This is a genomic window from Kribbella albertanoniae (assembly GCF_004348455.1).
Classification (GTDB): Bacteria; Actinomycetota; Actinomycetes; order Propionibacteriales; family Kribbellaceae; genus Kribbella; species Kribbella albertanoniae.
The window spans coordinates 1-11,188 of the sequence record NZ_SMKA01000293.1; the positions used below are offsets into that span (position 1 = coordinate 1).

The following is an 11,188-nucleotide window of genomic DNA, read 5'->3' on the forward strand; positions in this document are numbered from 1 at the left end:
GTGTCGGTGGGGGACTGGTGGGCGGCGGCGCCTTGCTGCCGTTGGACAGCCACAGCGTGACCATGGCACCCGGCAGGGCGCCGTCCTCGGTCCGCGGGCTGGTGTAGGCGACCGTGCCGGAGACCGCGTCGGAGTCGACCAGGGTGTCGGAGACCGAGACCTTGAAGCCGAGCGCCACGAGTGCGGCGGTGGCCTGCTCCGGCGTCATCCCCTTCACCATCGGCAGGTCCTTGACGTTGCCGCGGATGGTCTTCTCGTCCGGCTGGACGAACTTCGACGACGGCAGCCCGGCCAGGATCCCGCGCATCGTGGCCTCCCAGATCGGACCCGCCGTACCGGAGCCGGAGGCGTCGCGCAGCTTCTTGCCGTTGAGGACCTGACCGATCAGGTTCTTGGCCGGCGGCGTCGCATCGGCGACCACGGAGGCGGCTGCATACTTCGACGAGTAGCCCGCGAACCACACGGCCTTGTTCTCGTCGGTGGTTCCCGTCTTGCCGGCCAGGTCGCTGCGGCCGAACTTCATCTTGCTACCGGTACCGCCTGGCTCCATAACCTTGTTCAGCACGTAGTTGACGCCGTCCGCGACCTGCGGGGTCATCACCGGCTTGCAACTGCGGCCCGGGGTGGCGATCGTCTTGCCGCGGACGCTGGCGACCGCGGTGACCACATGCGGGTTGCAGAACACGCCGCGGGCCGCGAAGGTCGCGTATGCACTGGCCATCATCATCGGCGTGATCAGACCGGCCGAGCCCAGTGTCATCGACGGGACCTGCTCGAGCGGCTTCTCGGTCTGCGCATCGCGCATGCCCATCCGCGCCGCCAGCGTGGCGATCGGGCACAGGCCGACCTGCTGGGACAGTTGCAGGAAGTAGGTGTTGGTCGAGGCGCGGGCCGCGTCGATCATCGACGGGTCCGGGACGGTCCTGGTCGAGTTCTTCGGGACGTAGTTCTCGTCGGAGGCGACGCCCTTGCAGGTCTTGAACTCCTGCCCGCTCAGGTCGAGCACCTGCGGGGAGTTGATCCGGTAGTTGAGCGGGACGCCCTTCTGGATCGCGGCGGCGATGGTGAACGTCTTCATCGTCGACCCGTTCTGGAACCCGCCGAACCCGCCGGGGTAGGACTTCTCGACGTTGTAGTTGTACGCCGTCTGGTTCTTCTTGAACCCGTACGGCTTGCTCTGCGCCATCGCCTTCACCAGACCGGTGGTCGGCTCGACCACGGTGATCGCGGCCACCGCCTGGTCGGTCGGCTTGGAGTGCTTGTCGATCGAGCTCTGGGCGGCGGCCTGCATCTTCGGGTCGAGCGACGTCCGGATCGTCAGACCGGCGGTCTGGATGTAGTTCTCCCGGTCCTCCTTGGTCCGGCCGAAGACCGGGTTCTCCTTCAGCTTGGCCACGACGTAATCGCAGAAGAACGGGTACTTCGAGTTCGCGCAGCCGTTCGGCACGACCTGCACCTTGCGCGGGTCGATAACAGCCGTCCGCATCGCGGCCCGGGCCTGCTTGCCGGTGATGATGCCGAGGTCACGCATCCGGGCCAGGACGGTGTCGCGGCGGTCCTTGGCCCGCTTCGGGTTGTCGCTCGGGTCGTAGCCGACCGGGTTCTTCACCAGCCCGGCCAGGAGTGCGGCCTGCGGCAGGTTCAGCTTCGACGCGGGCACCCCGAAATAGTGCCGGGCCGCGGCCTCGACGCCGTACGAGCGGCCGCCGAAGAAGGCGAGGTTCAGGTAGCGGTGCAGGATCTCGTCCTTGGAGACCTTCTGCTCGACCGCGATCGCGTAGCGCAGCTCGGCGAACTTCCGCTCGTAGGTGTCGGCGGTCGCTGCCGCACGCTCCTCGGGACTCTTCGCCTTCGCGATCAGGCTGAGCTTGACGTACTGCTGGGTGATGCTGGAGCCGCCCTGGGACACACCGCCGGCCGTCTGGTTCCGGAGCAGCGCGCGCAGCGTGCCCTTGGCGTCCAGCGCGCCGTGCTCGTAGAACCGGTCGTCCTCGATCGCGACGATCGCCTTCCGCATGATCGGGTTGATCGCCTTCAGCGGGACCTCGGTGCGGTTCTCCTTGTAGAGGGTCGCGATCAGCGAGCCGTCCGCCGCCTGGATGACCGTCTTCTGCTGCGACGCCGGGATCGCCAGGTCCTGCGGGAGGAACTGGACGGTGTTGTGCGCCGTCTGCGTGGTCACGCCGGCCAGGCCGGCCAGCGGGAGCGCCAGACCGGCAACGAGAGCGCCGGACAGAGCGCTCACCAGGAGAAAGAGGAGCACCGACCGGAAGACACCGGGGCGGGCCGGCTCACTTCTGTGCATGACCCGGCACAGTACGGCAGGTCTGGGGGCTTCGGCAGGCCATACGTTACGGAATTAACACATTTGACCCGCAATCTCACCCTGCGTGGTCACGCTCTCACTGGACGGCGCCAACTGTCGCCATTTCGGAAGGGGACGTGCCACTCCGTGATCAACCCGGCGAGTGTGACCGGCGTCTCACCTGCTAAGAGAGCGAACAAAGGGGAGAAGCATGAAGCGATTGATCACTACATCGCGTCGCTCGTTGATCGGCCTGGCCGCACTGGGGACGGCCGGGCTGATGCTGGCGGGGGTGGCGCCGGCCCAGGCGCGTGTAGTTGCTGCCAGCAACAGTCAGGCACGCCAGGCCTGAAGATCCTCGGTCTGCAGAACGGCACGATGAAGTCGACGACAGGGCAGGGTCCGCTGCGGGTGTCCACCCTCGTCTACACCTACCGGAGCGGATCGACCACCCGCTGGGTCGCGACCCGATACATCGGTTTCTCCGGTAACAAGACCGCCGACGCCGAGGTCACCGTCGGCGGACGTCTGCAGGACCGGGCCCTGCTCGGCACCGTCCTGACCAAGGCCACCCAGTCCCTGGCCAAGTGGTGTGGGTGCTGATCCGTCAGCGCCGCAACACCTCCGGTACGTCGCTATCGGCCAGGACACCAAGGCGTTTGGTGGCGCGGGTGATGGCGACGTACAGGTCGGAGAGGCCTCGAGGAGACTCGGCGATGATGCCGGCCGGATCGGCGATCAGGACCGCGTCGAACTCAAGGCCTTTGGACCGGGTGGCATCGAGCAGGGCGACCGGAGCATCGAGTACGGCCGGGTCGTTGCTGTAGGCAACATCATCCAGTACGGCGGCCAGTTCGTCGTACCGGGGTCCTGGCACCAGCACCGCGAGCCGGCCGTCACCGATCGCCTCCCGCTCGGTCTTGATCGCGTCCCGGAGCGCGTCGACGAACTCGTTGCCCGGTACGGCGCGGATCCACGGCTCGTCGTGGCCCTCGCGCACCGACACCGGTGGTTGCAAGGTCGGATCGATCGCGGTGAGCACATCGGCCGCGACCGTCATGATCTCGGTCGGCGTGCGGTAGTTGACGGTCAGCTCGGCGGTGCGCCAGCGGCGTGGTGCGTACCGCTCGAGCAAGCCGGCCCATGACTTCACCCCGGCATCCGTCCCGGCCTGCGCGATGTCACCGACCAGCGTCATCGAGCGCCGCGGGCAGCGCCGCATCAGGAGCCGCCAGTCCATCGCCGACAACTCCTGCGCCTCGTCCACGATGACGTGCCCGAAGACCCAGCTGCGGTCGGCGGACGCGCGCTCCGAAACTGTTCCAGGGTTGCGGATCAGCTCCGTCCGGCGAGCTACCAGATTCTCGAACTGCTCGATCTCCCACGGCATCACCACGATGTTGGTCGCTTCCATCTGGACCTGGACGACCTCCTTCGCGTACCTCCAGTTCTCCTCGGCCTCCGCAGCTGCCGCGGCCGCCTGGTGTTTCCGGGCGGACACCGTGGAGTCGAGCTCACCGATCAACTCGGCTGCCTCGTCGAGCAGCGATACGTCGGAGGCCGCCCACGGCGCGTCGATCGGGCGGAGGATCGCGGCCTGATCGTCCGCGCTCAACTGCGGCGCCGCCGCGGCCAGGCGCTCGGCCGACGACAGCAGCACGCTGACCAGGAGCTGCGGTGTGAGCTCCGGCCAGAGATGGTCCAGAACGCTGTGCACACGCTCGTCCTCGGCCAGCTCCTTGCGGATGTCCTCGATGTCCTCCTCGCCGACGTACTGCCGGCCGATCGTGTCGACGACCTGATTGGTGAGCACGGTCAGGATGCGGCGCACGAAGATCCGCCGCGCCGGGTTGTGCGGCTCGCCGGAGTCGAGCGCCCGCTCCTTCGCCTTCCGCACCGCGTCCGGCCGCAGGACGAGCTCGTGCTGATCGACCTTGAGGTGGAGCGGTGCGTCCGGGACCCGCTGGAAGTTCGCGACCGCCTGGGCAAGGACGTCGACCATCGCCAGGTCGCCCTTCACCCGCGCGGCAGTCGCGTCCTCGGCCGCATTCGCCTCCACTCCTGGATACAGCTCGCCGACAGTCGCCAGTACGATGTCGGTCTCGCCCAGCGACGGCAGCACCTGATCGATGTAGCGCAGGAACGTCGTATTGGGCCCCACAACCAGTACGCCGTTCTGCGAGAGCTGCTCGCGATGCGTGTAGAGGAGGTACGCCGCTCGGTGCAGCGCGACCACGGTCTTGCCGGTACCGGGTCCACCCTGCACGACCAGCACGCCGGGGAGCTCCGAGCGGATGATCTCGTCCTGCTCGGTCTGGATGGTCGCGACGATCTCGTTCATCCGGCCGGTCCGGTTCGCGCTGAGCGACGACATCAACGCCGCCTCGCCGATCAGCGTGCTGCGATCGCTGTCCTGCAACGCGTCAAGGTCGAGTACGTCGTCGTCCACGCCGATGACCGTGCGGCCGCTGAGGCGGATGTGCCGGCGCCGGGTGACCCCGAGCGGCGCGGCCGGGGTGGCGCGGTAGAAGGACTGGGCGAGCGGTGTCCGCCAGTCGATCAGCAGCGGGTCGTACTCCTCGTCGAACAACCCGATCCGGCCGATGTGGAACCGTTCGCCGTCGGTCTCGTCGATCCGGCCGAAACACAATCCGCGTTCCACCGACGACAGCTGGGCGAATCGGCCGGAGAACAGATTGGTGAACGATTCGCGTTCGCTGTAGCCCTGCAGATTGTCGACGGTGTTCTCGCCCTGAACACGTTCCAGCTCGCCGCGTGCCCTTTCGCGCAATACGTCGAGCCGTTCGTACATGATCGCCACATGCCCTTGTTCTTCTGCCACTTGCTGTGCCAGCAGCTCGTCAGTCACGAGGTCCCCGATCGGTCTTGCCAGAATTAGATTTGTCTGGGCTGGGATTGTCTGCTAATCTGGTCTTAGTTGCCCCACGAGGGCAACTTTTTTGTTTTCAGACACAAACACCCAACGGTATCTATTTCCGGGGTTACTCGCAAGCAATAGCCGCGGCTGAGCCGCGAATGATCAATGTCGTGGCGAGTTCGACGTGATGAGAATCGACAGTCTCTCCGGCCGCGAGCCGGAGTGCGGTGCGCAAGGCGACGGCGCCCATCTCGCGCAGCGGCTGCTTGACCGTGGTGAGTGGCGGTGATGCCAGCCGCGCGACCTGCGTGTCGTCGAAGCCGACCACGCTGAGGTCCTCGGGGATCCGCAGTCCGCGGGCCCGGGCTGCCTCCATCACACCGAGCGCGACCTCATCGCTGCCCGCGAAGATCGCGGTCGGCCGGTCCGGCAGGTCGAGCAGGACAGTCCCGCCGGCCACGCCATCGTCGTACAGGAAGTCGCGTTGCCAGATGTAGTTCTTCGGCACTGACGCGCCCGCGGCCTCCATCGCGCTGCGGAAACCGCTCAGCCGCGCCTGGTTGCAGCCCGAGGTGGGCTGGCCGCCGAGGTACGCGATCCGCCGGTGCCCGAGATCGAGCAGGTGCTGGGTTGCGGCCATGCCGCCGGCGAAGTTCGTCGAGCCGACGCTCGTCACGTCCGGCTCCGGGATGTTGGCCGGATCGATGACCACCAACGGAAGCCGGGCGCGGGCCAGCGCCGCGAGGTCGGCGTCGGTGAGCTCGCTGGTGATACCGATCGCGGCCCGGCGGCCGCCGGCGATCAGCTCGCGGATCCACCGGCTCGCCCGGTCTGTCGCGCTGGACTCGTGCCGCGGATGCGCATTCAGTACGACGTCGATGCCCGCGGCCTGGCCGGCCACGACCACGCCCTGGATGATCTCGACCGAATAGTTGTTCACGGCCCCTTGGTAGAAGAGCTCGACCGACTCCCGGACGACGGTCTCCGGCCGGCGGCCGACGTACCCGTGCTGGGCGAGCAGGTCCTGCACCCGGGCGCGGGTTGCCGAGGAGACGTCGCTGCGGCCGTTCAGCACCTTGGAGACGGTGGCGATCGAGACCCCGGCGTTGCTAGCGACGGTGGCGAGCGTCACCGCACCTTTCGGACGTGGCATCGCTGAGTCCTTCCCGGGGCGGTTGATGTGATCTGCCGATTATCGAAACTTTTCGAAGGTGTTGGCAAATCGGCACGCCGTCGACGCTGCGCGGAAACCCTTGGTGAACAAGGGGATGCGTGACCTCACTGTGACCCTGAAAAGGTGGTTGTTCAAGTCTTGACAGTCACATCCCCGAAACCTACGTTACGAAACAACTTCCTGGAGACGGAGATCACAGTGGACCCCCTGAAGACATCGCGCCGGACCTTTCTGAGCCTGGCCGCGGTCAGCGCACTCGCGGCCTGCGGTACCTCCGGGCCGAAGACCACCCCCGGTTCGACCGGCGGTGCCGCGGCCGGCAGCGGAGCGACGTACTGGTTCCTCACCGGCCAGCCGCAGCAGACCATCCGGGAAGCCCAGGTCAAGCGGTTCAACGAGGCGAACCCGAGCACCCAGCTGAAGACGAACTCGTTCCAGAACGACGCCTTCAAGCAGAAGATCAAGACCGCCATCGGCGCCGGGCAGGGCCCGACGCTGATCTGGGGCTGGGGCGGTGGTGGCCTGAAGAGCTACGTCCAGGCCGGGCAGGTCGAGGACCTGACCCCGTTCTTCGCGCAGAACGCGGCGCTCAAGGAGTCGATCTTCCCGTCCGCATTCGGCGCGGCGACGGTCGACGGGAAGATCTACGCGATGCCGGTGGAGACGACGACACCGATCGTGCTGTTCTACGACAAGCGCGCGTTCGACAAGATCGGTGCGCAGCCGCCGCAGTCGTGGGGCGACATCATGGATCTGGTGCCGAAGTTCAACGGCGCCGGGATCGCGCCGTTCTCGCTCGGTGGCCAGTCACGCTGGACCAACATGATGTGGCTGGAGTTCCTGTTCGACCGGATCGGCGGTGCCGAGCTGTTCCAGGGCATCTTCGACGGCAAGGCCAACGCGTGGTCCGATCCGTCCGCGCTGAAGGCGCTGGACGAGATGCAGAAGCTGATCAAGGCGAACGGTTTCATCAAGGGCTTCTCGTCGATCACCGCGGACTCCAACGCCGACCAGGCGCTGCTGTTCACCGGCAAGGCCGCGATGATGCTGCACGGCGCCTGGACCTACGGCAACATGAAGTCGTCCGGGAAGGACTTCGTCACCGGCGGGCACCTGGGCTACATGAACTTCCCCGGTGTCGACGGTGGCAAGGGCGACCCGAGCGACACCGTCGGCAACCCGGGGGCATACCTGTCGATCTCCTCCAAGGCGAGTGACGCCGACAAGGAGATCGCGAAGAAGTTCCTCGCCAACAACACCCTGGACGACGCCTCCGTCGACGAATGGGTGAAGTCGGGCAACATCGCGGTGGCCAAGCGCGCCGAGGACCGGCTCTCCTCGATCACCGACAAGAACGACGCCGACTGGCTGAAGTTCGTCTACGAAACCTCGGCCAACGCCAAGGTCTTCGCGCAGTCCTGGGACCAGGCACTCAGCCCGACCCAGGCCGAGACGCTGCTCGACAACATCGCCAAACTCTTCCAGCTCTCGATCTCGCCGCAGCAGTTCGCGGACAACATGAACGCGGTGATCGGCAAGTGACGTCACCCCGTACCGGTGCGTCGCACGGGACGGGTGCGGTCAAGTGGATGGTGGTGCCGGCGCTGCTGATGTTCGTGATGTTCGGCGTGGTGCCGCTGGTCGGCGTACTGGTGCTGAGCTTCACGCAGTGGGACGGGCTGGGCGCGATTCATCCGGCCGGTACGGCGAACTGGCGGTCGGTGCTGGCCGATCCCGGTCTGCCGCACGCGATCTGGGTGACGTTCGAGATCATGATCCTGTCCTGGGCGGTGCAGACGCCGCTCAGCCTGCTGATCGGGACGTTCCTGGCCGGGCGGCAGCGGTACCGCGGCTGGCTCGCGGTGCTGTTCTTCGTGCCGCTGCTGCTCAGTTCGGCCGCGATCGCGATCACCTACAAGGCCTTGCTGGACCCGAACTTCGGGCTCGGCCCCGGTCTCAAGCTCGGTTTCCTCACCCAGGACTGGCTCGGCCGCAGCGGTCTCGCTCTCGGCGTCGTGATCTTCGTGGTGTCCTGGCAGTTCATCCCGTTCCACTCACTGATCTACCAGGGCGGCGTGCGGCAGATCCCGACCTCGATGTACGAGGCCGCCGAGATCGACGGCGCCGGGCGGGTCCGGCAGTTCTTCAGCATCACGGTGCCGCAGCTCAAGTACACGATCATCACGTCGTCGACGCTGATGGTGGTCGGCTCGCTGACGTTCTTCGACCTGATCTTCGTGCTCACCGCGGGCGGTCCTGGTGACGCCACCCGGGTGCTGGCACTCGACATGTACAAGCGCGGGTTCCAGGCGAACCTGATGGGCCCGGCCAGCGTCATCGCCGTACTGCTGGTGCTGATCGGTCTCGCGCTCGCGTTGCTGCTGCGCCGGCTCGGCGGCAGTACGACGGCCAGCCAGCAGGACGGAGCCTGAGATGCGCAAACTTGCCCGGTTGAACTGGTTCGGTGGATCGGCCGCGTGGCTGTGGCTGCTGATCGTGATGGTCCCGCTGTACTGGATCGTGGTGACGAGTTTCAAGGACGAGTCGGCGTACTTCAGCCAGAACCCGTTCGCGCTGCCGACCGCACCGACGCTGACGAACTACCGGATGGTGATCGAGTCGGACTTCCCGCGATACTTCGTGAACAGCGTGATCGTCACGGCGGGCACGATCATCCCGGCTGTCGGCATCTCGTTCCTGGCGGCGTACGCGATCGTGCGCGGAGCCGGCAGCCGGTTCCTGGCCGGGGTGAACGGGTTGTTCCTGATGGGGCTCGCGATTCCGTTGCAGGCAACGATCATCCCGGTCTACCTGCTGATCATCCGGATGCGCCTGTACGACAGCCTGCTCGCGATCGTGCTCCCGTCGATCGCGTTCGCGATCCCGCTGTCCGTGCTGGTGCTGACGAACTTCATCCGCGACGTCCCGAAGGAACTCTTCGAGTCGATGCGGGTCGACGGCGCGACCGAGTGGGGGATGCTGCGCACGCTCGCGTTCCCGCTCACCCGGCCGGCGCTGGTGACGGTCGCGATCTACAACGGCCTCGGCGTGTGGAACGGTTTTCTGCTGCCCCTGATCCTGACCCAGAGCCCCGAGCAGAGAACGCTGCCGCTCGCGCTGTGGACCTTCCAGGGCCAGTACAGCATCAACGTCCCCGCGGTGCTGGCCTCGGTCGTCCTCACCACCCTCCCCATCGTCATCCTGTACGCCGTCGGCCGCCGCCAACTCCTCAGCGGCCTAACCGCAGGCTTCAGCCGCTGACCGGCCTATTCCTTACGGTCGGACAGGGCACGAGCGGTGAAGAGCGCGGCGGTCAGGATCGCCGCGCTCAGCACCGCCAGGAGAGTCAGCGGTACGGCGCTCTCGGCGGGGGAGCGCTCTCTGTCTGAGAGCACGGTCATCAGCGGGCGGATCGGTGAGATCCAGCGGATCAGGAGAACGGCGAGGATCGCGGCGGCCGCGGTCAGCATCGCGACGCCGATCCGCGGGATCACGAGCCGTGAACAGAGCAGCCCGATCGCGATCCCGACCAGGGCTGCGGTGAGATGCGCGACCACACCGACCGTCAGGACGCCTGCGGTCACCACGTGCTTGCCGGTGACGAGTGGGTAGCAGAGCCCGATCACGATCAGCGGCACGCACCAGGTCAGGATTACCGCGACCGTGATCGCGAGCACCTTGGTCGAGCTCCCGATCATCACGAGCGTGATCCGGCGTTGGGTCGGGTCCTCGTGATTCACGATCGAGACGGTCAACCACGTCGTACACACGAGTATCGCCAGGACACAGAACGCGTAGGCCGACTGCAGCGGTCCGTCGTCCGACGTCGTACCGACCGCGAGCGCAGCCAGGAAGATCAGGGTCGGCGGCAGGTACCGCTGCGACAGCAGAACGCTGATCAGCAGAAACCGGTAGAGAGCGCTCACTGCGCGTTCACCTGCCGAACTGAACAACCCTGAGAGAGCGCGCTCAGCAGAACCGCGTCATGCTGGCCAGTCACCACCAGCAACGTCGTACCGTTACCGTTCCGCCGGACCTCAACCACCTCGGGCCGCCCAGACCAATCAAGCTCAGGCCCGGGCGCCAGCACAATCTCAGTGAGCGCTCTCTCGGGCGTTGCATTCTTGGGCAGCGCGTTCTCGCGAGAGGTGCTCTCGTGGAGCGCTCTCTCGTGGAGCTCGCAGGTTCGGGTGGCGGTGCTGCGGACGGTCTCGGTGGAGTGTTCGGTGAAGGCCACGGCGGCACCGGCCCGGGCGGTCTCGGTGAGCAGTTCGCGGAGGGTTTCGTGGGCGGTGGCATCGAGGCCGGCCCAAGGTTCATCGAGCACCAGCAGTTCCGGCGGAGTCAGCAGCGCCTGGGCAAGAGCGACCTTCTGCGCATTGCCCTTCGACAACTTCCGCATCGGAGTATCCGCGCCCCCGGTCAGCGCCAGCCGCTCGAGCAGCACCGAAGAGCGCTCTCTCGCAGCCCCCGAACTGAGTCCCCGGATCCGCCCCAGGTGCCGGAGGTACGCCGACGCCGACAACCGATCGTGCGACGTGAACACGTCCGGAACGTAACTGACCACCTGCGCAGTACGCCGTACCGTCCCCGACGTCGGTCGCGACAACCCCACCATCAGCTTCAGAACCGTTGACTTGCCGGACCCGTTCGCCCCGACCAGCGCCAGCAGTTCGCCCGCCTCGACCCGCAGATCAACCCCACGGAGAATCTCCCGCCGCCCAAATCGCTTGGAGACCTCCACCAGTCGCACAACCTCCATCCCCCGACCCTATCCGCGTGCGGTTCACGGACTCATCACCCGGGCGAGGGGGCGGGTGAGGGTTAGTGA

At 66.6% G+C, this 11,188-nt stretch carries 10 protein-coding genes; 5 read left to right on the forward strand and 5 right to left on the reverse strand.

Annotation, left to right across the window (positions count from 1 at the left end; all coding sequences use genetic code 11):
* The coding region (locus E1261_RS38115; RefSeq protein ID WP_132414614.1) for a penicillin-binding protein at nucleotides 1-2,305 on the reverse strand (2,305 nt) is incomplete at its 3' end.
* 211 nt (nucleotides 2,306-2,516) lie between these two features.
* Here E1261_RS38115 and E1261_RS45615 point away from each other — a divergent pair.
* Complete coding sequence (locus E1261_RS45615; protein WP_165952783.1) at nucleotides 2,517-2,657, forward strand: hypothetical protein; 141 nt, start codon at nucleotides 2,517-2,519, stop codon at nucleotides 2,655-2,657.
* A gap of 26 nt (nucleotides 2,658-2,683) precedes the next feature.
* A complete protein-coding gene (locus E1261_RS38120; RefSeq protein WP_132414615.1) occupies nucleotides 2,684-2,908 on the forward strand; it encodes a hypothetical protein in 225 nt (74 codons plus the stop codon).
* 4 nt (nucleotides 2,909-2,912) lie between these two features.
* Here E1261_RS38120 and E1261_RS38125 read toward each other — a convergent pair whose 3' ends face one another.
* Nucleotides 2,913-5,174 carry a HelD family protein gene (locus E1261_RS38125; RefSeq protein WP_202875391.1) on the reverse strand — a complete coding sequence of 754 codons (2,262 nt, stop codon included), beginning with the start codon at nucleotides 5,172-5,174 and terminating at the stop codon, nucleotides 2,913-2,915.
* 133 nt (nucleotides 5,175-5,307) lie between these two features.
* The gene (locus E1261_RS38130; protein ID WP_132414616.1) at nucleotides 5,308-6,336 is read right to left on the reverse strand and encodes a LacI family DNA-binding transcriptional regulator; all 1,029 of its coding nucleotides are present in this window, start codon (nucleotides 6,334-6,336) and stop codon (nucleotides 5,308-5,310) included.
* Between the two features lie 219 nt (nucleotides 6,337-6,555).
* Here E1261_RS38130 and E1261_RS38135 point away from each other — a divergent pair, with 219 nt between their 5' ends.
* Genes E1261_RS38135 through E1261_RS38145 form a run of 3 tightly spaced genes read left to right on the forward strand, consistent with a single transcriptional unit; the run spans nucleotide 6,556 to nucleotide 9,618 of the window.
* Nucleotides 6,556-7,899, forward strand: a complete 1,344-nt coding sequence (locus E1261_RS38135) for an extracellular solute-binding protein (protein WP_238176688.1) — start codon at nucleotides 6,556-6,558, stop codon at nucleotides 7,897-7,899.
* Nucleotides 7,896-8,789 (forward strand): carbohydrate ABC transporter permease, encoded by an 894-nt coding sequence (locus tag E1261_RS38140; protein WP_238176689.1) that lies wholly within the window; start codon nucleotides 7,896-7,898, stop codon nucleotides 8,787-8,789. The genes E1261_RS38135 and E1261_RS38140 overlap by 4 nt, the downstream gene beginning before the upstream one ends.
* Nucleotide 8,790: 1 nt before the next feature.
* Nucleotides 8,791-9,618 carry a carbohydrate ABC transporter permease gene (locus E1261_RS38145; protein ID WP_132414617.1) on the forward strand — a complete coding sequence of 276 codons (828 nt, stop codon included), beginning with the start codon at nucleotides 8,791-8,793 and terminating at the stop codon, nucleotides 9,616-9,618.
* A 5-nt stretch (nucleotides 9,619-9,623) separates the two neighbouring features.
* On the opposite strand, the gene E1261_RS38150 is transcribed toward E1261_RS38145, so the two are convergent.
* Together E1261_RS38150 and E1261_RS38155 are read right to left on the reverse strand one after the other, a co-directional pair.
* Nucleotides 9,624-10,283: a hypothetical protein gene (locus tag E1261_RS38150; RefSeq protein ID WP_132414618.1), complete on the reverse strand. Its 660-nt coding sequence runs from the start codon at nucleotides 10,281-10,283 to the stop codon at nucleotides 9,624-9,626.
* On the reverse strand, nucleotides 10,280-11,119 hold the full coding sequence (locus E1261_RS38155) for an ABC transporter ATP-binding protein (RefSeq protein ID WP_132414619.1): 840 nt from the start codon (nucleotides 11,117-11,119) through the stop codon (nucleotides 10,280-10,282). The genes E1261_RS38150 and E1261_RS38155 overlap by 4 nt, the downstream gene beginning before the upstream one ends.
* Nucleotides 11,120-11,188: the final 69 nt, after the last annotated feature.

Bases quoted from the DNA above. Each gene is read 5' to 3' on its own strand.
- E1261_RS38145 (WP_132414617.1), top strand. From the start codon at position 8,791: ATGCGCAAACTTGCCCGGTTGAACTGGTTCGGTGGATCGGCCGCGTGG.
- E1261_RS38120 (WP_132414615.1), top strand. From the start codon at position 2,684: ATGAAGTCGACGACAGGGCAGGGTCCGCTGCGGGTGTCCACCCTCGTC.
- E1261_RS38130 (WP_132414616.1), bottom strand. From the start codon at position 6,336: ATGCCACGTCCGAAAGGTGCGGTGACGCTCGCCACCGTCGCTAGCAAC.
- E1261_RS38155 (WP_132414619.1), bottom strand. From the start codon at position 11,119: ATGGAGGTTGTGCGACTGGTGGAGGTCTCCAAGCGATTTGGGCGGCGG.
- E1261_RS45615 (WP_165952783.1), top strand. From the start codon at position 2,517: ATGAAGCGATTGATCACTACATCGCGTCGCTCGTTGATCGGCCTGGCC.